Below are 25,914 nucleotides of genomic sequence, written 5' to 3'. Positions count from 1 at the left end.
AACTACGAGGTCGGGGTCAAGGCATTGCCGGGCGGGATAGTCACACAGTTGCTGTGTGTCGGCCCACCGGCAAACCGTTCTGTCAGGAACTGCAGGCTCTGCGCCTCGAATACCGGGAAGGCGTCACTGTGCGTCAAGCCGTCGTACTGTGCGTACTGCACATCGACGCCCCGGCCGCAGTAGCCGTACGCCAGTCCCTGCACGTCGCCGGTGATCATGACGGAATCGCCGATCGGATCGGCGTGGCCGACCGCCAGAAACATCGGAGTCCGCGGAGTGCCCTGGCTACCCATGATGTTGTCGTCGATCGCCGCCACCACCTCGGGTACATCCAGCAGGGAGTTGTACGGGGCCTTCACCATCGAGGCGTCGGTGAGCGTGGGGTAGTCGTCGGCGAACTGGGCAATGCACTCCTGGTCGACCTGGTCGATCACCTCGAAGCCGTAGTCGGAGATGAAACTGTTCAGGTCGAGGCCGTACGCACGCTCGTAGGCGACGATCAGTGCGGGGATGACACCCGCCCACTGCTTGTTACCGCTGACGTACGGAAGGTTACGAGCCAGGTCGACCGGTAGCCCGCCGGCCGCCACACCGACCAGATTCAGCTCGGGCGCGTACTCGGGAGCAATTTCGGCACCCCACTGCGTCGGGACGGATCCGCCGGAGTATCCGATCATCCCGACGGGCGTGCTCGACGGAAGCTGCAGGAGGGACTGCGCCGCACGAATGCCGTCCAGAGCTGCGTAGCCCGACTGCCGCCCGATCGTCCACTCCAGCTCCTCGCCCTCGTAATCCGGCACGACGACGGTGTAGCCGGCTGCAAGGTAACCGGCAACGACCGCCTGTTCCGCGCCGGCAATGGGACTCGTGGACCCGCCGCTGAGGGTGTACGACGGATTGCATTGCGAGCCCAAGGCGTCGTACGCCATGTGGTACGAGACGATCCGCGTCGGCCCGGGGACCAGGGGCCGTAGCACCGTGGCGACCGTGACGACGCCGTCGCCCTGCTGGTCGGTAGTTCTGTACAGAACCTGGCTGCCTGTGACCGGCGTCGGCTGGGTGGGGGTGCGGAACGTCATGGGCCTCGACCGCAGCACCGTTCCCGGGGAGACGTCCAGGCCGCCGTCCCAATCGTAGAACGGATCGTCGGCCGGAACCGGTGAGCCGGGTCCCGGATCTGCCTGTGCGACAGGCACACTCACAAGTGACGCGGACCCGAGAAGTAGAACGACCGAGGCCATCAGCCTCACCGCGAACCCTCTACCAGCCAGTGACATGGAACAATTAAACCCCCGCGAGCTCGAAGTCATGGACGGAAATCGCCAGGTTTTCATCCATGACTTCGAGTTCGGCGGAGGCGAGGGCTACTTCAGGACGATGTTGACCATGCGACCCGGGATCACGATGATCTTGGTCGGGGCCTTGCCGTCGAGCAGGGCAACGATTTTCTCGTCGGCCAGTGCAGTCTTCTCGACGTCGTCCTTCGTCGCATCGGCCGAGACGGTGATGCGGCTGCGCACCTTGCCATTGACCTGGATGGGGTAGTCGACGGTATCGGCGACCAACCACTTCTTCTCCACGCGCGGGAAAGGCCCGTGTGCCAACGACTTCTCGTGTCCGAGCCTGCTCCACAGGTCCTCGGCGAGGTGCGGTGCCAGGGGAGCGAGCATCAGGATCAACGGCTCCACCACGCCGCGCGGAGCACCGTCGGGGTAGGTCTTGGTGATGTGGTTGGTCAGCTCGATGAGCTTGGCACCGGCCGTATTGTCGCGCAGCGCAGCGTAATCCGCGTGCACACCGTCGATCACGCGGTTCAGGACCCGCAACGTGTCCTCGGTGGGCTTGGCGTCGGTGACGCGAACCTCGCCGGTCACCTCGTCGAGTACCAAACGCCAGACGCGCTGCAGGAACCGCTGCGCGCCGACGACGTCCTTCGTCGCCCACGGCCTGGAGGTGTCCAACGGACCCATCGACATCTCGTAGAAGCGCAGGGTGTCGGCACCGTACTCGGCGAAGATCTCGTCGGGCGAGACCGAGTTCTTCAGCGACTTACCCATTTTCCCGTACTCACGGTTGACGGGCTGGTCCTGGTAGAAGTACCCACCGTCACGTTCGACGACCTCGGCGGCAGGCACGTAGACGCCACGCGCGTCGGTGTACGCGTAGGCCTGGATGTAGCCCTGATTGTAGAGACGTCGGTACGGCTCACTCGAGCTGACGTGACCCAGATCGAACAGCACCTTGTGCCAGAAGCGCGAGTACAGCAGGTGCAACACCGCATGCTCGACGCCACCGACGTAGAGATCCACTCCGCCCGGATCGTTGGGTCCGTGGATTTCGGGACGCGGCCCCACCCAGTACTTTTCGTTCTCCGGGTCAGCGAAGGCCTCGGAGTTGGTGGGGTCGACGTAGCGCAGCTGATACCAGGAGCTACCGGCCCACTGCGGCATCACGTTGGTGTCGCGGGTGTAGGTCTGCAGTCCGTCGCCCAGATCGAGTTCGACGTTGACCCACTCGTCGGCCTTGGCCAGCGGTGGGGAGGGCTCGGAGCCGGCGTCGTCAGGATCGAACGACACCGGGGCGTAGTTCTCGATCTCGGGAAGTTCGACCGGCAGAGCAGAATCGGGCAGTCCGTGCGGGTTGCCTTCGGAATCCCAGACGATCGGGAACGGCTCGCCCCAGTAGCGCTGGCGCGCGAACAGCCAGTCGCGCAGCTTGTACTGAATTGTGCCGCGGCCCTTGCCTTCCGACTCCAGTCGGGTGATGACAGCGGCCTTGGCCTCGTCGACGGGTAGGCCGTCGAGGAAACCGGAGTTCACCAGCTCGCCGTCGCCGACGTAGGCGGCCTCGGTGACATCGCCACCGGAGATGACCTCGCGCACAGGCAGATCGAATGCCGTCGCGAATTCCCAGTCGCGTGCGTCGTGTCCCGGAACGGCCATGATGGCACCGGTGCCGTAGCCGGTCAGCACGTAGTCGGCGATGAACACCGGCACCTGCTCGCCGTTGACCGGGTTCTCGGCGTACACACCGATGAAGACGCCGGTCTTCTCCTTGTTCTCCTGCCGCTCGAGATCGGACTTCGCGGCGATCGACGCGCGGTATGCGGCAACGGCTTCCGCAGGGGTGGCGGCGCCGCCGGTCCACTTGTCCGAAATTCCGGCCGGCCACTGCTCGGCCACCATGCCGTCGACCAGATCGTGCTCGGGGGCCAGCACGACGTAGGTGGCACCGAACAGCGTGTCCGGGCGAGTGGTGAACACCTCGATCCCGGAGAACGAGACCTGCGCACCGCGGGAGCGCCCGATCCAGTTGCGCTGCATGGTCTTGACCTTCTCGGGCCAATCCAGGTATTCGAGGTCGTCGACCAGCCGATCGGAGTACGCGGTGATGCGCATCATCCACTGACGCAGGTTCTTTCGGAAGACCGGGAAGTTGCCGCGATCGCTACGCCCGTCGGCGGTGACCTCTTCGTTGGCCAGCACGGTACCCAGCCCGGGGCACCAGTTGACCATCGAGTTGGACTCGTACACCAGACGGAAGCCATCGATCACCTCGCGGCGTTCACCGACGGTCAGCGACTCCCAGGAGCGGCCGTCGTCCAAGGTCCGCTCACCCGAGGCGAATTCCGCCTCCAGCTCCGAGATGGGGCGCGCCTTGCCGAGCTCGTCGTCGAACCAGGCATTGAAGATCTGCAAGAAGATCCACTGCGTCCAGTGATAGAAGTCGACATCCGTCGTCGCCAGGGACCGTCGACGATCGTGCCCGAGTCCCAGTCGACGCAACTGGCGTCGCATGTTGACGATGTTGTCCTCGGTGGTGCTGCGCGGATGCGTACCCGTCTGCACGGCGTACTGCTCGGCGGGCAGTCCGAATGCGTCGTAGCCCAGCGCATGCAGCACGTTGCGTCCCTGCATGCGGTGGTACCGCGCGAAGACATCGGTGGCGATGTAGCCCAGTGGGTGCCCGACATGCAGGCCGCTGCCCGACGGGTACGGGAACATGTCCTGGACGAAGAGCTTGTCTTTCGGGACGTCTCCGGCGAGCGCTCCGACCGGGTTGGGCGCGTCGAAGGTGCCCTGCGATTCCCACAGGTCCTGCCACTGCTCCTCGATGCGCCCGGCGAGTTCGGCTGTGTAGCGGTACTCGGGAACGGACTCGGTGGATGCTTCAACGGAATCGGTCACACCTACCAGCCTAAAGTGTGACGCGGCCCGCCTGGTACCAGGACCTCGCTGCGCCGTATCCTGGCCAGGTGGTCATCGTCTCGGTTGTATTGTTCGTGCTCGCCCTCGTCGTCGGGGCTGTCGCTGCCCTGTCGCTGCTCGGCCGGCTCCCGCGCAATCGTTTCGCCGGTGTCCGTACCCCCGAGGCAATGCGCGACGACGAGACGTTCGTCCTCGCGAACCGTGTCGCCGGCCCGACCACAGCCGCATCTGCGCTGGTACTGGCCATCGGCGGCGTAGCCGCACTCGCACTGAACGGCATCACAGCGGTCGTCGGAGTGGTCGTTGCCCTCGCTGCAGCGCTGTTCATCGCCGCAGCCGGCGGATCCATCGGTGCCCGCGCAGCCGCGGCAGTGCCGGCACCCGCCGAGGCCGACGGATGCGGACAATCGTGCATCTCGTGCAGCCTCAAGGACGCCTGCCAGCCGAGCTGAGCGCATGAAACAGAAGAGTCTGCGCACCTTCGATGCGGCCGGAGTCGTCTTCGGCGTCGTCCTCCCGCTCGCGGTTGCCGCTCTCTGCCTCGTCCTGGCCTACCTGTGGGAGGGTCGCCTGCCGGACCAGGTGGCGACTCACTTCAGCGGAACCGAGCCGGACGACTTCTCCAATCCGCTCGCCAACGCCTGGACCGTCGCCATCGTCATCGTGTTGGTCGGCGGCGGTGTGAGCGCGGTGGCGGCCCTGGCCCGAGTGCTGCTGATCATGCGTCGGACGATGTTGATCATCGGGCTCACCGTTGTAGGGACGATCGGCGTGCTGGAGATCGCGACCCTCGCACGCGAACTCGACCTACCCACCGAGCAGAGCGTCACCATTCCCGGCTGGGCCATCGCCGTCGGTACCGTTGCCGGGTTCGCCATCGGACTGTTCGGAGCGTCGCGCCTGCGGGATCATCGCGAACGCGTCGTCGCCACGGCAACCCTGCACACCGACCTTCCTCGGTGCGGCCTCGAACTGCCGCTGGTGGTTCCCGTCGGAGCGAGCCGCGTCGCCGCAGTCACGGTGATCGCACTGTCGGCGGCCGGAGCCGGCGTGACGTGCTACCTCTCGAATTCGCCGTGGCCGATCTTTCTGTTCGTTCCGCTGACCATCCTGATCCTGTCCCTGTTGCGCTTCACCGTGCACATCGACAGCGACGGCCTCTACGTCTCGAGCCTGGGAATGGCGGCGTTCGATTACGACATCGGCGAGATCACCGGTGCCTCGGTGCGGACGGTGAACCCGGCCGAGGACTTCAGCGGGTGGGGTCTGCGAGCGAAGGGCCGCGGTAACTACGCCGTCGCCACCGAAGCCGGGCCCGCGGCATTCGTCACCTTCGCCAACGGTGATCGACTGACCATCGGAACCGCAGCCGCCGACACGATCGCGGGAACGCTCAATACCCTCACCGACCGTGCCCGCACCACCATTGCGGACTGAGTGGCCCAGTGAAAGCGTTGCGCGACACCGTCCTGGATCCCTTCCTCCTGAGCATCTTCGCGGTCGCCGCGCTGGCGAGCATCTTCCCCGCGTCGGGAACCGCCGAGGACGTTCTCGGCTGGGTGACACGCATCGCAATCGGGCTGCTGTTCCTCATCTACGGCGCGCGACTGTCCCCACGTGACGCCTGGGAAGGCGTCAAACACTGGCGCTTGCATTCGGTGATCCTGGCGTCGACGTACCTGCTGTTCCCCGCGCTCGGCCTGGCCCTGCGGATCCTCGAACCGAGTCTGATCAGCGAGGACCTCTACACCGGAGTGCTGTTCCTCTGCCTGGTGCCCTCGACGGTCCAATCGTCGATCGCCTTCACCTCCATCGCCCGGGGCAATGTGGCCGGTGCCGTGGTGAGCGCGTCGTTCTCCAACATCCTCGGCGTGTTCGTCACTCCGCTGCTGGTGCTCGCGCTGATGACCACCACGGGTTCGGCGAGCATCGATCCCAGCTCGATCCTCGACATCGTTGCGCAGTTGCTGCTTCCGTTCGCCGTCGGTCAGCTGCTCCGACCCTGGGTGACGGGCTGGCTGACCCGCCACAGCGCATCGACGAAACTTGTCGACCGGGGTTCGATACTGCTGGTCGTCTTCTCCGCCTTCAGCGCGTCGATGAACCAACACGTGTGGTCCTCGGTCGCCCTGTGGCGCATCGGCATCGTCGTCGCCGTATGCATCCTGCTGCTCGCCCTCGTTCTGACGATCACGTGGTACGCAGGCAAGTGGTTCGGCTTCTCGCTCGAGGATCGTCTGGTGCTGTTGTTCTGCGGATCCAAGAAGAGCCTGGCAAGCGGGCTACCGATGGCCGCCGTGCTCTTCGTCGGCCAGCCCATCGGGTTGATCGTCCTGCCGCTGTTGCTGTTCCACCAGATCCAGCTGATGGTGTGCACAGTCATCGCTCAGCACTTCGCGCGTCGACCGGAACCGAGCCCAGTGGCCGTCGTCGCGGACTAGGTTGGGTGTCAGTCGAGAAATCGGAGAAGACAATGCCCAGGAAACTGCACACGGACGGCGTCGTCTCTGCCGCCTACACCGGCCGGCTCGCCACCGATCCTGTACCCGCACTGCGACTCCCCGAGAATCAACTCGACCCCGACGCTGCCTACCGCTACATCCACGACGAACTGATGCTCGACGGCAGCTCACGCCTCAACCTGGCGACGTTCGTCACCACCTGGATGGATCCGCAGGCCGAAAAGCTGATGGCGGAAACGTTCGACAAGAACATGATCGACAAGGACGAGTACCCGTCCACCGCGGCCATCGAAGAACGCTGCGTCAACATCGTCGCGGATCTGTTCCACGCACCCGGCCTCGACCGCGAGGACCCGTCGTCGGCCACCGGCGTCTCGACCATCGGATCCAGTGAGGCAGTCATGCTGGCGGGGTTGGCCCTCAAGTGGCGCTGGCGGGCGAAGGGCTCCGGGACAGGAAACCCGAACCTGGTGTTGGGCAGCAATGTTCAGGTGGTGTGGGAGAAATTCTGTCGCTACTTCGACGTCGAACCCAAGTACTTGCCCGTCGAACGCGGGCGCTACGTCATCACCCCGGAACAGGTTCGGAACGCAGTGGACGAGAACACTATCGGTGTCGTGGCGATTCTCGGCACCACGTTCACCGGTGAGCTCGAACCGGTACAGGAAATCTGCGCTGTCCTCGACGAGATCGCCGGCAGTGGTGGACCCGACGTACCGGTTCACGTCGACGCGGCCAGCGGTGGGTTCGTCGTACCGTTCTTGTACCCGGAGCTCGAATGGGATTTCCGTCTGCCTCGGGTCAAGTCCATCAACGCCAGCGGACACAAGTACGGATTGACCTATCCGGGAATCGGATTCGCGCTCTGGCGTACCCAGGAAGACCTTCCCGAGGAACTGGTGTTCCGCGTGAACTACCTCGGCGGAGACATGCCCACCTTCACACTGAACTTCTCGCGGCCGGGCAATCAGGTGATCGGCCAGTACTACAATTTTCTGCGCCTGGGCCGATCCGGCTATACCGACATCATGAAAGCACTGCGCGACACCGCAGTTCGCGTCAGCCGACACCTCGAGAAGCACCCGGACATCGAGGTGATCACCAATGGATCGGCCATCCCGGTGCTGTCGTTCATGCTGAAGGACCACTGCGAGTTCACCGTGTTCGATGTGTCCCACGAACTACGTGCCCGCGGCTGGCAGGTACCGGCATACACGATGCCCGACAACGCAACCGACGTTGCAGTACTGCGAATTGTCGTCCGAGAGGGCTTCAGCGCAGACCTGGGTCGCATGCTCTGCATCGCCATCGACGAGGTGATCGACGGACTGACATCAGGTGGACACTCGACCGCGCGGGCTTTTTCGCACTAGGTTGCGTCCTGGGTCGTGAGTGGAAACTCGACCCCTGCTACGAAGTTCCGCGCACGTGCGGCGCAGCCGCTCTCAGTTCCGTTCGACGTCGATCGGGTGGGATGCCAACAGCGCCAACGGCATGGGCTGACGACGCAGAACCTGCGCCCACAGGTCGACGCGCGGTGGGCCGATCACATCGGAAGCCAAGGCCGACAACACGATCCAGTCTTCTCGGTCCAGTTCACCTTCGAGCTGCCCGAACGTCCACCCCGAATACCCGGCGAAGATGCGCACACCCTCCACGTACGGCTCGATGTCTGCGGGGTCGGAATCCAGATCGACCATCACCACGCGGCCGTCGACTCGGCGCAGGCCGGCGACACCGTCGATCGACGCACCGGTGCGCAGCGTCGCCAGACACAGTGCCGAATCACGCTTGACCGGACCACCGACGTACAGGGCCCGCGGCTTCGCGGCAAGCTCGGACCAGTCGGGCAGCACGTTCTGCACCGCGGTCTCACTGGGCCGGTTGATCACGACGCCGAGACTGCCCGCGTCGTTGTGTTCGATGATGTAGATGACGGTGCGCCGAAACGTGGGCTCCACGAGTTCGATGGACGACACCAGCAGACTGCCGGGGCGAACATCGTGCAGTGCCGACGCCGTCCGGTCCTCGGGTTCCTCCGCATGCGCTGCCACATCAGCCATTGTGGCACCGCACACCGCCGGATGTGGCACAAGCACGACGGCCAGTCCTCGGTCTTACTCGAGCCCGGCAATCTTGGTCAGAATCCCCAACTGGAACTCGAACAACGCGTCCCGGTCGGCAAACGTCGTCGCGCCGTACTGATCGAACACGTCGAAGTTGATCGCACCGAACAGCGACGCCCACACCATCACGCCCAGGGCGATGAGCTCGTCGGGCAGGTCCATCTCCATCTGGGCGCGGATGTCCTCGAAACTTGCCTGAAGCGACGCCAACTCGGTGGGTGCCGGTTCGACGTCCGGGCGGCGGATGTCCCAGGCCGACTGCAGGACTGCGACCAATGTGGTGATCACCCGGGTACCCGGGCCGGTGGTCTGTTCGGCGGGCGCGTGGTAACCGGGTACGGGGCTGCCGAAGAGCAGCGCGTACCGGGCCGGCTCCCGCAGTCCCCACCGACGCACCGTCCGGCTCAACGCCCGGAACTTGTCGGCGGGGCCGTCCGCCGCCTCGACGGCCGCGTCGACTTCGTCGCCCAGCTCGGAATACGCGTCGACGACGAGCAACGTCAATAATTCGTCCCGGCTCGAGACGTAGCGATAGACCGCCGAGGACACGACGCCCAGATCTCGGGCGACAGCGCGTAGCGACAGCGCTGCGGCACCGTCCGCGGCCAGGTGCTCGCGTCCGATGCGGGTGATGTCGCTCAGCGTCTGGGCGCGGGCTCGGGTACGCGGAGTGCTCGCCATGCACGCTACTGTAACTGCCGCTCTTTTCCGAGAGCACTGCTCTTGCTTTCTTACGATCCGAGGTGCACACTCGATACAACAGAGAGCACCGCTCTCGTTCACTGAATCGGAGTAGCCATGTCAGAACTTCACGTCGTCACCGGTGCCGGACCCGTCGGCTGGACGATCGCCGAACAGCTTGCCGCGCAGGGACATACGGTGCGTATCCTCACTCGATCCGGCAGCGGGCCACAGCATCCGAACATCGAACGGCGATCGGTCGACATCGAGTCCGACGACCTCCGAGCGCACGTCGCCGGAGCAGCCGCCATCTATCACTGCACCCACGCCGCCTACGAGAACAAGGTGTGGCGCGACAAGCTCGAGGCGATGGAAAAGCGGGTGCTCGACGCGGCCACGGGCACGGTCGTCGTGTTCCCCGAAAGTCTCTACGCCTACGGCCGGATCGACGGGCCCATTCGCGAGGACTCGCCCAGAAACGCCACGTTCCGCAAGCTGGGTGTGCGCACCGAACTCCTGGCCGCACGCGACGCGCACTCGACCCCCACCGTCAGCGTCGCCGCCTCGGACTTCTACGGCCCACGGGTACTGACCTCTCACATGGGAGAACGAGTGGTGGCCAATGTGCTCGCCGGTAGGACCATTCGGGTGATCGGGGCCGCGAACCTACCCCATTCCTTCACGTACGTGCCGGATTTCGCAGCCGCGATGATCGTCGCGGCCGCACAACCGTCCACGTGGAACACCGTCCTGCATGCACCCACCGCTCCCGCGGTGACTCAGCGAGAGATGATCGAGATGTACTCTGCTGCAGCGCACTTGCCGAGCCCGAAGATCGGTACCGTACCGGCCTGGGTCATGCGAGCACTGGGGCTCGTTTCCGGTCCGATGAAAGAGCTGGGGGACACCCTGTACCAGTTCCGCTACCCCTACATCCTCGATTCGAGCCACAGCCAGCGCGTTCTCGGCCTCGAGCCCACCCCGCTCGCCGACGGCACGGCCGCCACGATCGCGTGGTGGAAGGCAGACAAGCCCGCCGTATCGGTGTGACCGACGCGGGATAGAGTCCCGTCGGTGAACGACGCCTCCTTTCGTACCCGCCTACGTGAGTCCCCGGGCGTCGGCAAGCTCACCACTGTTCGTTTCGCCGGCCAGTTCGGTGATGGATTGTTCCAAGCCGCATTGAGCGGTGCCATCCTGTTCAATCCCGAACGCGCCACCAACCCCGCCGAGATCGCCGCCGGTTTCGCTGTTCTGCTCGTGCCCTACTCGTTGGTGGGCCCGTTCGCAGGTGCGCTGTTGGACCGCTGGGATCGTCGATCGGTTCTGTTGTGGGCCAATATCGTTCGCATCGTTCTCATCACCGCTACCGCCGGGCTCTTGTTTGCCGGGGTCGACGCCACGCCGCTGCTGCTGTTGGCTCTGGCCACCGTCGGGCTCAGTCGGTTCGTCCTCGCGGGCGCGTCGGCATCGTTGCCGCATGTGGTGCGGCAATCGTGGCTGGTGCCGATGAACTCGGTACTGGCCACCGTCGGCTCGGGCTTCGCGGCGGCCGGTGCCGGCTTGGCGGTCGCGGTGATCGGCACCGTCGGAGCGGGGGATCTCGGTTCGGGTGTCGCCGTCGGGCTGGCCGCGACCGGCTCGGTGGTCGGTGCTGTCGCTGCCGCACGGTTCGCGCCGCGGTCTCTCGGTCCCGATACGGACGACCGGACCGACAATCCACTGAAAGATGTTGCCGCCGGGCTGAAATCGGGTGCCCTGGCGGTGTGGCGGTCGCCGGGCGTGACCACCGCGATGATCGGCATCGGGGCACACCGCATCGTGTTCGGCATCAACACCCTCATCATGGTGCTGGTGCTGCGGGAGAGCACGCAGAGTTCCCTGCCCGGCGGCCTCGCCGGCTTCGGCATTGCCGTCGGAGCCACGGCGACCGGAATGTTTCTCGCTGCCGTCATCGCCCCGTTCGCCGTCCCGCGGTTCGGCCGCACCCGCACCATCGCCACGGCCCTCGTCCTGGCCATCGCCGCTCAGGTCGGTGCCGTCTCCGGCCTCACCCAGACCAGTCTGCTGCTCGGAGCTTTTCTCCTCGGCATCGCCGGGCAGACCGTCAAACTCAGTGGGGACGCGGCCATGCAGATCGAGATCGACGACGCGCATCGTGGACGGGTCTTCGCGCTGCAGGACACCGTGTTCAACGTGGCTTTCGTCGGTGCCCTGGCCGCGGCCGCGTTCGCCGTCGGCCCCGACGCCACGGAGCTGAGCCAGGACCCCACTGCGCACGAGCTGGTGTTCGTCGGAGCAGGAATCTACGCCGTCGGCTTCCTCGCAGCGATACTCGACACGAGGCGCGCACCGCGCTGACGGCGAACGAGCTGTACTTCGCCATCTCGTAGTGGGACAGCTACAACGTCTGTCTCGTCGAGGCCGAGCTTCGCTCGTCGTGAGTGGAAGCTCGTAGTGGGCTACGAAGTTCCGCGCACGTGCGCGGGACGCGCTAGTGCGTCGGCCACCACTCGAGCAGCGCCGCCTCGGCGTCCTCACGCGAGAGTGGTCCTCGATCGAGGCGCAGTTCCTTCAGGTACTTCCATGCCTTGCCCACGTCGGGACCGGCGGGGATGTCGAGCAGCTCCATGATCGCGTTGCCGTCGAGGTCGGGCCGAACCCGAGCCAGGTCCTCCTGCTCCGCGATGCGGGCGATGCGTTCTTCGAGATCGTCGTAGGTGGCCTGCAGCATCGCAGCTCGACGCTTGTTCCTGGTGGTCGAGTCGGCTCGAACCAGCTTGTGCAACTTGGGCAGTAGCTCGCCGGCATCGGTGGCGTAGCGGCGCACCGCCGAGTCGGTCCACTGACCCTTGCCGTACCCGTGGAATCGCAGATGCAGGAACACCAGATGCGAGACGTCCTCGATCATCTTCTTCGAATACTTCAACGCGCGCATACGCTTCCGCACCATCTTGGCGCCCACGACCTCGTGGTGATGAAAGCTGACGCCGCCGCCGGGCTCGTTACGCTTGGTGTCGGGCTTGCCGATGTCGTGCAGCAGTGCGGCCCAACGCAATACGAGATCGGGGTCGCCGTCCTCGAGATCGATGGCCTGCTTCAGCACCGTCAACGAATGCCAGTACACGTCCTTGTGCTGATGATGCTCGTCGATCTCGAGCTTCATGTTCGGCACCTCGGGAATGATGCGCTGAGCCAGACCGGTCTCGCACATCACGTCGATGCCCTCGATCGGGTGGGCACCGAGAATCAGCTTGTCCAGCTCCACCTGAATGCGCTCGGCGGTGATGCGGTCGATCTGGTCGGCCATGTCGACGATGGCGTTGTGCACCCGCGGCAGCAACGAGAAGCCGAGTTGCGACACGAATCGAGCCGCGCGCAGCATCCGCAGCGGATCGTCACCGAACGATGTTTCCGGTGCCGACGGGGTATCGAGCACGCCCTCGAGCAACGCGTCCATGCCGCCGAGCGGATCGACGAACTCCTGCACGCCGTCGGCGCCCAACCGCACGGCCATGGCGTTGACGGTGAAATCGCGTCGGATCAGATCTTCTTCGAGGCTGCTGCCGTACTGCACCTCGGGGTTACGCGAGACCTGGTCGTAGGAATCGGTGCGGAACGTCGTGATCTCGATCTGCTGGCCGTCCTTGGCCGCACTGATCGTTCCGAACGCGATGCCCGTATCCCACTGATGGTCCGCCCACCCGGACAGCAGCGTCTGGACGACCTCGGGCCTGGCGTCGGTGGTGAAATCCAGATCGGTTCCCAGACGACCGAGGACCGCGTCCCGAACGGACCCACCGACGAGGTAGAGCTCGTGGCCCGCGGCAGCGAACAACGAGCCGAGGGGGGTCAGTACCGGCTCGAGTTCACGCAACGTCACCGCAGCAGCAGCCAACAATCTTTCCCGACGGGCATCGGTGTGCTCGGGGGAAACGGAAGACAGGGACTGATCGGCCACGGTGAAAGAGCCTACTGGCGCAGTACCGACCGGATCGTCTCGGCCATCGGCCACGGTGCGGCACCCCGGAGCGGTGCGTCGAGGCAACTAGTATGGATCGGGTGTCTGCTGCCGAACGTGCGAACAGGAGCCGCCGCAACCCGCGGCGGCGTCAAGCACGCGCCGACACCGAAGCACCCAAACTGCGGACCGTCCGAGAGACCTCTGCCGGAGGCCTCGTGGTCGACGGCCTCGACGGCCCGCCTGCCACCCGCTGCGCAGCCCTGATCGGCCGCACCGACCGGCGCGGACGCTTGCTCTGGTCCTTGCCCAAGGGGCACATCGAGCAGGGCGAAACCGCCGAGCAGACGGCCATGCGCGAGGTCGCCGAGGAAACCGGCATCCGCGGCACCGTCCTGGCGTCACTGGGAAGCATCGACTACTGGTTCGTCACCGAAGGCCGACGCGTCCACAAGACCGTTCACCACTATCTCCTCCGCTTCATGGGCGGTGAACTGTCCGACGAGGATCTCGAAGTCACCGAAGTCGCCTGGGTACCGCTGAGCGAACTGCCGTCCCGACTCGCCTACGCCGACGAACGCAAACTCGCCGCTATCGCCACCCGCCTGATCCAAGACATGAACGGCGAGCACACAACCGGCGGCGACACGAACGCACCCACGCCCGGCGGGAAGTGATCGTGCGGGCCCGGAAGGTCGCTGCCGCCGCATTGACCTCGTTTTTCCTCGCTGCTGCGCCGGCCGTCGGTACCGCAGCTTTGATACCCGAACAGCTCCCTACCGCTGCGGCGCAACCAGATTCCGCCGGGGACACCAGCGGGACCACCAGCGCCGTCCCCGATACCCCGATGACGCAGTCCGGCGATCCGTTCCTGACGCTGAGCATCGATACCGTCGCCCCCTCGACGGTGACCACCAGCAGCGATCCGTTCGTCACGGTTCGCGCCACGGTGAAGAACACCGGCGATCGGCGCGTCGACGACGTCAGCGTTCGCCTGCAGGGTGCCGCGGCCATCGACACCACGTCGGGTCTGCGGACCTCGCTGACCCTCGACCAGGAGAGATTCGACCGCGTCGGATCGTTCGTCACGGTCGCCGAGTCGCTGGAGAAGGACCAGAGCCGCCAGTTCGATCTGTCGATGCAGTTACGAAGCAGTACCGAGCCCTCACTCGGGATCGACGCTCCCGGCGTCTACCCCCTACTGCTCAACGTCAACGGCACCCCCGAGTACGGCGGGACGGCTCGACTCGACGACGCCCGCTTCCTGCTACCCGTCGTCGGACTGCCGCGTAATCCCGGTCAGCTCGACCCCGCAGCGCCCGACGCGATGCCACTGCCCCCCAACACCCGGAACCCCGTCGCGATGACGGTGCTGTGGCCACTCGCCGACATTCCCCGACTCGCGGCCGGAATCCCCGGTTCCATCGACGATCGAGTGCGCTTGATCGACGACGACCTCGCGACCCAGCTCGCCGCTGGTGGTCGACTCGACACCCTGCTCAAAGCCCTCGAGTTCGCCACGCAGCCCGGTCTCGATCCCGACGGCAAACTGGCGTCGAGCCTGTGTATCGGCATCGATCCCGACCTGCTCGTCACCGTCTCGAACATGACCCGCGGCTACCTCGTCGTCGACAACCCGGCCGATCCGGCCAGCTCCGCGCGGGAGGGCTCCGGCAGCGGGGCCGCAGCCCAGTGGTTGACGCGGCTCGAGGCACTGGCGTCGAACACCTGTGTGACGGCCCTACCGTTCGCCCAGGCCGACCTCGCCGCCGTCGCCGATATCGGTGATTCCTCGCTGCTCAGCAGCGCTGTCACCGCCCCGGCCGACATCGTCGACGGCATCCTCGGCATCAGCTCGGTACGCGGCTTCGCCTGGAGTGCCACCGGTGGCGTCGACGCGGGCGCTGCGGACGCGCTGAGATCGTCGGGAACGGGGACCGTCCTCGTCGCCGACAACAGCATCAGCCCACCCACGTCGTCGCCGACGTCTCTGCTGGTGTCCACCGACACCGCGCCGACCGCCGCCGATCCGACCGGCACCTTGGCCGCGACCCACTACGACTCGGCGACCACTGCCGCACTGGCCGGCGTCGGAACCACCCCGTCGACCCCGCCGTTGACCCCGGCGAATCAACGCTTCGACCTCGGCACCGACTCCCGCACCGCACGGCTGCAGGACGCTCTCGGTGCCGTCAATTTCCATGCTCTCGTCGGCACCGATCGGCCCGGTCGCACGGTGACCGTCGCACCGCCGCAGTACTGGACCGCGGGAGGAGACGAACCGTCGGCAATTCTGTCGACGGTGTCCTCGCTGTTGCGTTCGGGCCTGGCGACGCCTCGCCCGCTGCCCGGCCTGATCACCGAGCCCCCCACCGGAATCCCGGTGACCAGCATCGATGTGCCGACCGATCTCGATGCTGCCGCCGTCGACACGGTCCGAACACAGAGCGCACGCGTGGACACCCTGGCGCAGTCGCTGGTCGAGGATCCCCAGTCCGCGCTGACTCCGCGCCTGTACACCGCCCCGCTGCGGGAGGACATGCTCCGCGCCCTGTCGACCGCGGGTCGCGCCGGCGCCGAGGGCGAGGACGCCGCGGCCATGGCACGCACCCGTCTCACCGCGACCCGCGTCGGACTCGACACCGTCTACGGATCGGTGACCGTGCTGGCCCCGGGCGGCGTCTACACACTCGCCTCCGAGCAGAGTCCGCTGCTGCTCGTGGCCCGCAACGACCTACCGGTACCGGTCAACGTGCTGCTCCGAGTAGACGCGCCACCGGAGATGACGATCAGCGACGTCGGCGTGACCCAACTGCCGGCGCGCGGATCGCGGACTATCACCGTGCCCGCCGAGGTGGACGACAAACGCAATCTGTCGGTGGACTTCTCCGTCACCACCCTCGACGGCACCCGGCTCGGCGAGGTCTCGACGGTGTCGGTGCGGTCGAACGCATACGGTCAAGCTCTCGCGATAATTACCGCCTGTGCCGGTGCGCTCCTACTGTTGCTCGCAGGCCGCCGACTCTGGCACCGATTCCGAGGACAACCCGACCCGGCCGACGAAGGGTACGAGAGACCATGACAGGCAATATGCCGTACGACGGCGACCTGCCCCGGTCACGCATGCCCGCAGCGCAGGTGTTCCGGCGCACGACGCCCCCACGACCCGCCCCCTGGGAGCGGCAACCGCGACCGGAGATGCGTTCCTATCCGGCACCGCCCCCGCTCGACGGTCAACCTGCAGCGGACGACACCGCAACTCAGCTCATCCCACGATTCCGGGACGAGGACTACCCACCCGCCGCGTCGTCGGGAAACAATCCTCCGCCGCAGACTCCACCGGGCGGCAACGAGTCACCACCGCAGCCCGAACCCAGACCTCAGAAGTCGTTGCTGGCCGCCTCCGGTTCCATTGCGGTGGCCACCCTCGTCAGCCGGATCACCGGATTCGCCAAGCAAGTAGCCATGACGGCCACCCTGGGTGCCGGCCTGGCCAGTGCGTTCACCGTCTCGACGATCCTGCCGAACATGATTTCCGAGCTGGTGCTCGGTGCCGTCCTCGGAGCGATCGTCGTTCCTGTCCTGGTACGCGCAGAACAAGAGGACGCCGACGGCGGACGTGACTTCGTCCGACGCCTGTTCACCATCGCGGTCGCGCTGCTCGGCACCGTGGCGTTGGCCGCGACCATCGCTGCGCCGCTGCTGGCGCGTCTGATGCTCAACGGTGATCCGAAGGTCAACGAGGACCTGACCATCGCCTTCACCTATCTGGTGTTGCCCGCGCTGATGTTCTACGGGCTTTCCGGCTTGCTCACCGCGGTGTTGAACACCAGACAGAACTTCAAACCCGGTGCGTGGGCCCCGGTGTTCAACAACCTCGTGGTACTTGCGGTGTTCGGCATCTACTTCCTGATGCCGGGTGAGATCACCGTCAACCCGGTCGACATGACGAACCCGCAGCTGTTGATCATCGGTCTCGGCGTCACCACCGGTGTCATCACCCAGGTGCTGGCGCTGATCCCTGCGCTCCGCCGCGAGAAGATCGACCTGCGCCCACTCTGGGGATTCGACGCGCGCCTGAAGAAGTTCGGCGCGATGGCGGCCGCAATCGTGCTCTATGTCGTCATCAGTCAGATCGGTCTGATCGTCGCCACCAACATCTCGTCGGGAGCCGACGACGCGAGCCCCACGATCTATTCCCAGGCCTGGATCGTGCTGCAGCTGCCGTACGGAATCCTCGGCGTCACCGTGCTGACGGCGATCATGCCCAGGCTCAGCCGCAACGCCGCGAACGGTGACACACCCTCGGTGGTCGACGACCTCTCCGTCGCCACTCGGCTGACGATGGTCGCGATGGTCCCGATCGTCGTTTTCCTGACGTTCGCGGGCCCGTGGGTGGGCGAGGCGCTGTACGGGTTCGGCAAGTTTGCGCCCGACGCCAACCGGCTCGGTGAGGCCGTGAGCTGGTCCGCGTTCTCGCTCATCCCGTACGCCCTGGTCCTGATCCACCTGCGCGTGTTCTACGCCCGCGAGCAGGCCTGGACGCCCACCTGGATCGTCCTCGGCATCACCGCCGTCAAGATCGGCCTGTCGTTGCTCGCCCCGATCGTCGCATCCGATCCGGAACAAGTGGTGTTGCTCCTCGGCACCGCGACCGGCCTCGGCTACACCGCAGGTGCCGTCATCGGTGGATACCTGCTGCACAAGAGCCTCGGCAACCTGCGGATGGCCAATGTCGGGAAGACCGTCTGGCTGGTTCTCATCGCATCGCTGGCCGGCGGCGCGGCCATGCTCGCCATCGACCGGATCGTCGGTTTCGACGCCATGGCGAACGGCTGGATCGGAAACTTCGTGCGCGTCGCGATGGACGCCGTCATCATGCTCGGCATCACGTTCTCCATCCTGTGGTTCGGCAAGATTCCCGAAGTACTCGCCGTCACCGTGGCATTGAGCCGGCTCGTCCGCCGAGTCCTCCGACGGCCGGCCCCGCCCGAGCCTGCGATGTCCAACTCGGTGCCGGATCCGGCTGCCGCGGAAACCAGCGTGATTCCGGTTATTCGAACCGAGCCCACATGGGACACTGCGCGGGATCGACTCCCGTACCCTGGTCAACGGCACCCGGGGGCAGACGCCCCTGCAGGTCGACCGCTTGTAGAACAACACGGGGCATATTCGCCTGAAGGAGTAACAGTGACCGACGACGATGTTGCTGGGGGGCCGGCACAGTCTCCAGCAAACGAAGCCGACCGAACGAGCGGCGGAGTCGAAGTCGACACCCAGGACCGCACCGAGCCCGTGAAGGCCGAGTCTGCCGCGTCGTCGAAAACACCCGCGTCGAAAGCACCCGAGTCGAAGACACCGGACCCGAAAACACCTGATTCCTCGGAGAAGCCGAGCACGCCTGATTCGGCGGCAGCGTCGAGTGCCGAGGCCACCGAGAAGAAGGAAACCAAAGCGTCCGCTCCCAAGGATCAGACGATCGCGATTTCCAAGGCAGCGCTGGCGGCCAAGCCGTCCGACAAGACCGTCTCCATCTCGAAGGCGAAGCTGCCGGTCGACGACGCGAGCAAGGCCGAGCCGAAGACCGACAGCACACCGGTGGACGCGACGAAGAAATCGGCGGCAGTCGACACACCAGTAGCACCGAAGCCGACGACGGACAAAGCTGCCGAAAAACCAGCCGAGGACCAGTCCACCGCGGACGCCCCCGGGCGCACCCTTCGCGGACCGACACTGATTCCCGGCGCGTCGGTGGCCGGCGGACGCTACCGCCTGTTGGCACCGCACGGTGGAGCTCGCGGACTCAAGTTCTGGCAGGCCCACGACGTCAAGCTCGACCGCGAGGTCGCGTTGACGTTCGTCGACGCCGATCAGCAGTCCACGGCGTCACCCAACGACCGCACTCAGGGCCCGCAGGCAATCCTGTCCCGGACGCTGCGCCTCGGTCGGATCAACTCTCCCGGCCTCGCCCGGGTGCTCGACGTGGTGCGCGGTAGCTCCGGCGGCATCGTCGTCGCCGAGTGGACTCCCGGTCGCTCGCTGCGTGAGATGGCCGATACGGTTCCTGCCCCCACCGGTGCCGCTCGTGCGATCAAGGTCCTGGCCGCCGCGGCCGAGGCTGCGCACCGAAGCGGCGGCGCACTGTCGATCGACCACCCCGATCGCGTACGCATCAGCACCAGCGGCAACGCCGTCCTGGCGTTTCCCGCGACTCTGGCGGACGCCGACTCCAGTTCGGACGTCCGTGGTCTCGGTGCCATGCTCTACGCCCTGATCACCGCACGCTGGCCGTTGTCGGACACCACCGGAGAAGCCGTCGTTCCCGGTGACGCGGCATCCCTGCGCAGCGTCGGCGGCATGCGTCCGGCCGATCGGGACGACAAGGGTGCGCCGCGCGAGCCTCGCGAAATTCGCCCCGACGTTCCGTTCGAGATCTCTGCCGTCGCGGTACGAGCGCTCGAGCAGAACAGTGGCATTCGCACCGCCGCGACGGTGCAGCACGTTCTCGATCAGGCCGCGGTGGTCAACGACAAGACCGACCTGATGCCGGCACTGAGACTGGGCCAGCGTGCCCCGGGAGCCAGCGGTCACTCGCTCGCAGACCCGGAAGAGCTGGCCGCAGAGAAGGCGAAGTCGACGCGAACCAACATCGCCATCGCCGTTCTCGGCGCACTGACGGTGCTGATTCTGGCGTTCGCCGGCTATTGGTTGTTCACCTCCATCGCGGGCGACAACACCGATGCGCCGCTGGACAGCCAGGAGTTCGGACTGACGACCCCGGCGGCCGCACCGCCGGCCGGCGACACCGCTGCGCCCCCGGCACCGACGGGTGGGCCCGTCGCGATGAGCGATGTCAGCGTCTTCTCGCCGCAGGGTTCTGCAGACAACCCGGGCACGGCATCGAACGTGATCGACAACAACCCCAGCACGGCGTGGACCACCGACTCCTACTTCCAGCAGTTCCCGGCGCTGAAGAACGGTGTCGGACTGCTCGTCACCATCCCGTCGTCGACGTTGAAGAACGCGTGGATCGAATCGACGTCGCCGGGAACGGTCGTCGAGATCAGGTCCGCTCCCAACGATTCCCCGAGCCTCGGCGACACCACGCTGCTCGGTGAAGCCACTCTGCAGAACGGCCGCACCGACATCGCACTCGACGGCGCCGAACCCACCGGCAACGTCCTGGTGTGGATCACCACCCTCGGAGAGCAGGGTGGCCGCATCGCTACCTCGATCTCCGGGATCGGTTTCGACACGTAAAACCGGCGATACAGAGGCAAATCGCGTTCGTTTCGTACTTCGCGGTATCGATGGCCTAGGCTCCCCCCAATGCGTTAACACGGGGGGAGCCGTTTTCGTATGACCGAACGTATCGATTCGGCGCTGGGGGAGCGCACGGATGCGGAATTGTTGGCTGCTCATGCAGCCGGTGAGCCGACCGCATTCGCCACGTTGATCCATCGCCATCAGGAACACCTGTGGCTCACGGCACGCCGCACGAGCTACACACCCGAGGACGCAGCCGACGCGTTGCAGGAGGCGTTGCTCTCCGCACATCGAACGGCCGGGTCGTTTCGCGCGGACGCTGCAGTCCGCAGTTGGTTGCACAAGATCGTCGTCAACGCGTGCCTCGATCGCATTCGCCGAAACAAGGCACGTCCGTCGGTTCCGTTGAGCGAGAACGAGAGTCACGAACCGGTGTCGCCTCGGGACCGAATCTCCGAATCCGAGACCAGCATCCTCGTCCGACAGGCCCTGATGACGCTGCCGCCCGACCAACGAGCGGCGGTGGTCGTCGTGGGCATGGAGGGCTACTCGGTGGCCGACGCCGCAGCGTTGCTCGGCGTTCCCACCGGTACCGTGAAGAGTCGATGCGCTCGCGGCAGACTCAAGTTGTCGACGCAGCTCGCATACCTCAAGGACGCAGGGAACCGAATCTAGACCCCTCGCGTCTAAACCGTGTGAGAGGGAAAGAAGACTCGGCGAAGGGAGGCAGGAACGTGTCGTCGAACACCGACGCTCTACCCGGTGCCCCGTTCTCACCCGAGTTGCTGGCCGATCTGCATGCAGATGCACTACCCGAGGACGTCAGCAGTCGGCTGTGGCCGTTGGTGCGTGCCGACGCCGAGGCGATGCGAATACTGGCGACACTGGACAACGTCACCGCTCGGCTGCACGAGTTGGGCGAGGATCCGAACGGCACGATGCCCGTTCCCGCCGACGTCACCCGGCAGATCGATCGCACCCTCGAGACCCTGGCCGACCCGACGTCATCGGACCGTACCGCCGACGTCCTTCCGCTTCGCAGACCTCCACGTAGCGCGCGTACACGCCGGCATGCCATCGTCGGAATTGCTTCTGCTGCAGCACTTCTCGCGGGTGGCTCGGTCACCTTCGCTGCCGTCCTGCACGGCCCCGGCAAGTCGGATCCCGTCGTAGCCGAGCCGGGGACCACGCCACCCGACTCATCCCTTGTTCTCGATTCCACCGATCTCGACTCGAACGTCGCGTTCACCGTCATCGGTAAACGAGACCCCGGCAGCCTGTCGGATCCGGCAGACCTCGCCGCGTGTCTCCACGCCAACGGCGTGGACCCCACCGCCGCCGTCTTGGGATCCAGTCAGGTTCGGGTCGACGGCCGACAGGGAACTCTCCTCGTCCTCGCCGGGGCCGGGCCGGCGCAGTTCATCGCTCTGGCAGTGGGCAACGATTGCCGCGGCGGCAACCCCGATGTCCTCACGCGTCGCGATATCGGCTGACACATCTCTCACCGGGGAACAACTGCCTCTAGGGTGGTGTTGACCAGATGTACGTCGATAGGCAGTGCTCAGTGCACTTTCGCGTCGACGCCAAGAACACGCCGCACAAGATCGGAAGGTCTGCATTGAGTACCCCCAAGGTTCACGATCTCATCATCGTCGGCTCGGGACCGGCCGGATACACCGCCGGTGTCTACGCGGCCCGCGCAGAGCTGGAGCCCATCCTGTTCGAGGGAACCCAGTTCGGCGGTGCCTTGATGACGACGACCGAGGTCGAGAACTTCCCCGGTTTCCGCGAGGGCATCATGGGCCCCGATCTGATGGAGCAGATGCGCGAGCAGGCGCAACGTTTCGGTGCCGACATCCGCACCGAGGACGTCGAGGAGCTCGAGTTGACCGGGCCGATCAAGACCGTCTCGGCGGGCGGCGAGACCTACCGTGCTCGCGCGATCATTCTCGCGATGGGCGCAGCCGCTCGGTACCTCTCCATTCCCGGTGAGGAGAAGCTCCTCGGACGCGGCGTCAGCGCATGCGCCACCTGCGACGGGTTCTTCTTCCGCGACCAGGACATCGCCGTCATCGGCGGTGGCGACTCGGCAATGGAGGAGGCAACCTTCCTCACGCGCTTCGCCCGCAGCGTGACGATCGTGCACCGCCGCAGCGAGTTCCGCGCGTCGCGCATCATGCTCGAGCGCGCCAAGAAGAACGAGAAGATTCGTTTCCTCACCGACACCAAAGTTCTCGAAGTGCTCGGCGACACCAGCGTCACCGGCCTGTCTCTGGAACATGCAGTCACCGGCGAGAAGACGACTTTGGACGTCACCGGGATGTTCGTGGCGATCGGCCACGATCCTCGCAGCGAACTGGTCAAGGGCCAGGTCGAACTCGACGATGCCGGATACGTCAAGATCGCATCGCCCACGTCGGCCACCTCGGTCGAAGGGGTGTTCGCTGCAGGCGACCTCGTCGATCACGTCTACCAGCAGGCCATCACCGCTGCGGGTACCGGCTGCACCGCATCCATCGACGCCGAGCGGTGGCTGGCCGAGCAGGGCGACATCACCACCAACACACTCGAGCACGCCGATCAGCCGGTCGACGCTGTCAACGCCTGACCGGTAGACCCACCACCTGTTGCAGACCCACACCGAGGAGATTCACATGTCCGACGACAAGAGCACAGTCACCATCACCGACGCGTCGTTCGTCGACGACGTTCTGACCAGCGAGAAGCCCGTTCTGGTCGACTTCTGGGCCACCTGGTGCGGCCCGTGCAAGATGGTCGCTCCCGTGCTCGAGGAGATCGCTGCCGAGCACAAGGACAAGCTGACCATCGCCAAGCTCGACATCGACGCCAACCCGCAGGCGGCTCGGGACTTCAAGGTCATGTCCATCCCGACGCTGATCCTGTTCCAGGGTGGCAAGCCGGTCAAGCAGATCGTCGGCGCAAAGGGCAAGGCCGCGCTGCTCAAGGACCTCGAAGGCGTTATCTGACTCACCCACGCTTGGTGTGGATTGCCGCAGAAGCCTGTCTTTCTGCGACAATCATCTGATGTGCCGATGCTTGGCGTCGGCACATCAGCGCATCGAAGTGCGTGTTGACCGTCAGGACGATCGAGAGGGTTTTTCCAGGATGCAGGAGCTCAGTCACGGCGATTCCGGACCCGCCGTCGCCGAGGTCCGCGGCACTCTCTCGGCACTCGGTTTCCTCCACGAGGCCGTGGTTCCGCCCGGCCCGATGGACGACGGCCACTGGACGGCCCCGGGATCGGTGTTCGACCGGGCTCTCGACGGTGCCGTGCGCGCATTCCAGCAGCATCGCGGCTTACTGGTCGACGGCGTCGTCGGACCGGCCACATACCGCGCCCTCAAAGAAGCGTCCTACCACCTCGGTGCCCGTACGCTGATCTACCAGCTGTCCGCTCCGCTGTACGGCGACGACGTCGCTACCCTGCAGACACGCCTGCAGGACCTCGGTTTCTACAACGAGCGCGTCGACGGCTTCTTCGGTCCGAAGACGCACGAGGGCCTGTCGTCTTTTCAACGCGAGATCGGTCTGGCACCCGACGGTATCTGTGGTCCGGCGACACTGCGTTCGCTCGACCTCCTCGGAACCCGCGTCACCGGTGGATCGCCGCACGCGATGAGCGAAGAAGAACTCGTACGCAAATCGGGCCCACAGTTGACGGGTAAGCGAATCGTCATCGACCCCGATCTCGGTGGTGCCGACACCGGCCGCATCGTCGACGGCACATTCGGACGAGTCTCCGAATCGGAAATTCTGTGGGATCTGGCCAGTCGCCTCGAGGGCCGAATGGCGGCGACCGGAATGGAAACGTTCCTCTCTCGTGCACGGGGCACAAACCCGTCGGTGGCCGACCGCGCGGAGACCGCCAACGCCTGGGGCGCAGATCTGATGATCTCGCTGCGCTGTGCATCGAGCACCAGTCCTGTGGCCAACGGAGTGGCCAGCTTCCACTTCGGTAACTCGCACGGATCCACCTCGATGATCGGCCAGGTCCTCACCAGCTACGTGCAACGCGAAATCGTTGCTCGCACACCACTTCTCGATTGCCGCAGTCACGGCCGTACATGGGATCTGTTGCGGCTCACCAACATGCCGACCATCCAGATAGACCTCGGCTACCTCACCAACGAATCCGACGTCGAAGTACTGAGCGATCCGCGATTCCGCGACATCATCGCCGAGGCAATCCTGATCGCCGTCAAACGGTTGTACCTCCTGGGTCAGGACGACCAACCGACCGGCACGTTCACGTTCGCTGAACTACTGGCCGAGGAACTCGCAGCCGCCGACCGTCCCTGATCGACGGCGCCCCCGCGCCACCGGTCGGAGCCCGTCGTTCACTGAGCTCCGACCGTCGACTTCTGTTCGATGTCGACCACCGAGATACTCGCCGCCACCAGCAATTGCTCGAGCGCCGATTCGACGTCCTGCTTCCACCCGTGATCGCGATCCAATTCGAGGCGGAGTCTCGGGAACCTGTGATGCGGCGCCACCACCTCGAAGCCGACCTTCTCCAGAAAATCGGCGTCGATCATGCATGTCGCAGCCGAGCACGTCGCATGTGCCGTCGCGTTGGGAATTGCCGGCGACGCGTCGTCCGCATTGTGCCGAATGCCGAAGGCCTCCAAGGCACGAACACCACGATTGACGAGATCGCCAACCACAGCCTGAATCAGGGTTGCCGAGTGCAGATCCGCATCGGCCGGGGAATCGATACGAAGCTGGGTCAGTAGGACCGCGTCGGGACTGACGGGCGAAGTAGGGAAGGTCGACGCCCGAGGAACTGCACGCGGCGGGCAGTACAGCGCGCACCCGATCGTGTTGCCGTCCACCGACAACAGCTGTCCGCACGATCCCCACTCGAGCATGATCGTCGACAACCACACCTCGTTCTCGAATTCGAGGTCCACTGCCGCACCGTCGGACGCGGGATCGAGGACCCAGAAGCTACACCGCCGAGAATGTGCCGGCAGATGTTCGAACGAGCCGAGGGTCACTCCGGTCACCATCGCCGACACCGCGTACCTCAGCCTCCGTGCAGTCGTTCCACCGCTCGATTCTCGGTGGGGAGCCGATTCTCTCCTCGACCAGAATAGGCGACGGGGTCGCGCTACCTGACGATCGGGGAAGATCCTCGAAACCTAGTGCATCACAATAGTTTTCGACCCAGCTTGCCGTTTTCAGAACTA

The 25,914-nt window shown here is 65.5% G+C and carries 20 protein-coding genes; 14 read left to right on the top strand and 6 right to left on the bottom strand.

Features of this window, described 5'->3' with window-relative positions:
- Positions 1-2: 2 nt before the first annotated feature.
- On the bottom strand, positions 3-1,241 hold the full coding sequence (locus tag QM588_RS01065; RefSeq protein WP_283310942.1) for a lipase family protein: 1,239 nt from the start codon (positions 1,239-1,241) through the stop codon (positions 3-5).
- A 123-nt stretch (positions 1,242-1,364) separates the two neighbouring features.
- The gene (gene leuS / locus QM588_RS01060; RefSeq protein ID WP_283310941.1) at positions 1,365-4,187 is read right to left on the bottom strand and encodes a leucine--tRNA ligase; all 2,823 of its coding nucleotides are present in this window, start codon (positions 4,185-4,187) and stop codon (positions 1,365-1,367) included.
- Between the two features lie 68 nt (positions 4,188-4,255).
- Between leuS and QM588_RS01055 the strand changes: the two genes are divergently transcribed.
- The 4 genes from QM588_RS01055 to QM588_RS01040 are packed head-to-tail and all read left to right on the top strand — an operon-like array spanning position 4,256 to position 8,043.
- The gene (locus QM588_RS01055) at positions 4,256-4,660 is read left to right on the top strand and encodes an SdpI family protein (protein WP_283311764.1); all 405 of its coding nucleotides are present in this window, start codon (positions 4,256-4,258) and stop codon (positions 4,658-4,660) included.
- Positions 4,661-4,664: 4 nt separating this feature from the next.
- On the top strand, positions 4,665-5,645 hold the full coding sequence (locus QM588_RS01050) for a DUF1648 domain-containing protein (RefSeq protein WP_283310940.1): 981 nt from the start codon (positions 4,665-4,667) through the stop codon (positions 5,643-5,645).
- 8 nt (positions 5,646-5,653) lie between these two features.
- The gene (locus QM588_RS01045) at positions 5,654-6,649 is read left to right on the top strand and encodes a bile acid:sodium symporter family protein (RefSeq protein WP_442972844.1); all 996 of its coding nucleotides are present in this window, start codon (positions 5,654-5,656) and stop codon (positions 6,647-6,649) included.
- A 32-nt stretch (positions 6,650-6,681) separates the two neighbouring features.
- A complete protein-coding gene (locus QM588_RS01040) occupies positions 6,682-8,043 on the top strand; it encodes a glutamate decarboxylase (RefSeq protein ID WP_283310939.1) in 1,362 nt (453 codons plus the stop codon).
- 72 nt (positions 8,044-8,115) lie between these two features.
- Here QM588_RS01040 and QM588_RS01035 read toward each other — a convergent pair whose 3' ends face one another.
- Positions 8,116-8,733, bottom strand: coding sequence for a YqgE/AlgH family protein (locus QM588_RS01035; RefSeq protein WP_283310938.1), 618 nt, complete (start codon positions 8,731-8,733; stop codon positions 8,116-8,118).
- Between the two features lie 54 nt (positions 8,734-8,787).
- On the bottom strand, positions 8,788-9,477 hold the full coding sequence (locus tag QM588_RS01030) for a TetR/AcrR family transcriptional regulator (RefSeq protein ID WP_283310937.1): 690 nt from the start codon (positions 9,475-9,477) through the stop codon (positions 8,788-8,790).
- A gap of 117 nt (positions 9,478-9,594) precedes the next feature.
- On the opposite strand from QM588_RS01030, the gene QM588_RS01025 reads away from it, so the two are divergent.
- Together QM588_RS01025 and QM588_RS01020 are read left to right on the top strand one after the other, a co-directional pair.
- On the top strand, positions 9,595-10,527 hold the full coding sequence (locus tag QM588_RS01025) for an NAD-dependent epimerase/dehydratase family protein (RefSeq protein ID WP_283310936.1): 933 nt from the start codon (positions 9,595-9,597) through the stop codon (positions 10,525-10,527).
- A 24-nt stretch (positions 10,528-10,551) separates the two neighbouring features.
- Positions 10,552-11,838 carry an MFS transporter gene (locus tag QM588_RS01020; RefSeq protein WP_283310935.1) on the top strand — a complete coding sequence of 429 codons (1,287 nt, stop codon included), beginning with the start codon at positions 10,552-10,554 and terminating at the stop codon, positions 11,836-11,838.
- A 133-nt stretch (positions 11,839-11,971) separates the two neighbouring features.
- On the opposite strand, the gene QM588_RS01015 is transcribed toward QM588_RS01020, so the two are convergent.
- Positions 11,972-13,438, bottom strand: coding sequence for a CCA tRNA nucleotidyltransferase (locus tag QM588_RS01015; protein WP_283310934.1), 1,467 nt, complete (start codon positions 13,436-13,438; stop codon positions 11,972-11,974).
- A 92-nt stretch (positions 13,439-13,530) separates the two neighbouring features.
- Here QM588_RS01015 and QM588_RS01010 point away from each other — a divergent pair, with 92 nt between their 5' ends.
- From QM588_RS01010 to QM588_RS00975, 8 genes are all read left to right on the top strand, one after another.
- The gene (locus tag QM588_RS01010; RefSeq protein WP_442972843.1) at positions 13,531-14,115 is read left to right on the top strand and encodes an NUDIX hydrolase; all 585 of its coding nucleotides are present in this window, start codon (positions 13,531-13,533) and stop codon (positions 14,113-14,115) included.
- 2 nt (positions 14,116-14,117) lie between these two features.
- Positions 14,118-16,520 (top strand): DUF6049 family protein, encoded by a 2,403-nt coding sequence (locus QM588_RS01005; protein ID WP_283310932.1) that lies wholly within the window; start codon positions 14,118-14,120, stop codon positions 16,518-16,520.
- Positions 16,517-20,698: a murein biosynthesis integral membrane protein MurJ gene (murJ, locus tag QM588_RS01000; protein ID WP_283310931.1), complete on the top strand. Its 4,182-nt coding sequence runs from the start codon at positions 16,517-16,519 to the stop codon at positions 20,696-20,698. Before QM588_RS01005 ends, murJ begins: the two co-directional genes overlap by 4 nt.
- A gap of 99 nt (positions 20,699-20,797) precedes the next feature.
- The gene (gene sigM / locus QM588_RS00995) at positions 20,798-21,379 is read left to right on the top strand and encodes an RNA polymerase sigma factor SigM (RefSeq protein ID WP_283310930.1); all 582 of its coding nucleotides are present in this window, start codon (positions 20,798-20,800) and stop codon (positions 21,377-21,379) included.
- Positions 21,380-21,438: 59 nt separating this feature from the next.
- Positions 21,439-22,197, top strand: coding sequence for a hypothetical protein (locus QM588_RS00990; RefSeq protein ID WP_283310929.1), 759 nt, complete (start codon positions 21,439-21,441; stop codon positions 22,195-22,197).
- A gap of 125 nt (positions 22,198-22,322) precedes the next feature.
- Entirely contained in the window at positions 22,323-23,312 is a 990-nt protein-coding gene (gene trxB, locus QM588_RS00985; protein ID WP_032371600.1) for a thioredoxin-disulfide reductase, read from the top strand.
- A 46-nt stretch (positions 23,313-23,358) separates the two neighbouring features.
- Positions 23,359-23,691, top strand: a complete 333-nt coding sequence (gene trxA / locus QM588_RS00980) for a thioredoxin (RefSeq protein WP_008711582.1) — start codon at positions 23,359-23,361, stop codon at positions 23,689-23,691.
- Positions 23,692-23,830: 139 nt separating this feature from the next.
- Positions 23,831-25,024: an N-acetylmuramoyl-L-alanine amidase gene (locus tag QM588_RS00975; protein WP_032371397.1), complete on the top strand. Its 1,194-nt coding sequence runs from the start codon at positions 23,831-23,833 to the stop codon at positions 25,022-25,024.
- Positions 25,025-25,062: 38 nt separating this feature from the next.
- On the opposite strand, the gene QM588_RS00970 is transcribed toward QM588_RS00975, so the two are convergent.
- Entirely contained in the window at positions 25,063-25,743 is a 681-nt protein-coding gene (locus tag QM588_RS00970) for a GNAT family N-acetyltransferase (RefSeq protein WP_283310928.1), read from the bottom strand.
- Positions 25,744-25,914 lie beyond the last annotated feature (171 nt).

It is taken from the genome of Rhodococcus sp. IEGM 1354, from assembly GCF_030056855.1.
Lineage (GTDB): Bacteria > Actinomycetota > Actinomycetes > Mycobacteriales > Mycobacteriaceae > Rhodococcoides.
Note: the sequence above shows the minus strand (reverse complement) of the source record. Positions and strands in the feature narration are given on the sequence as shown.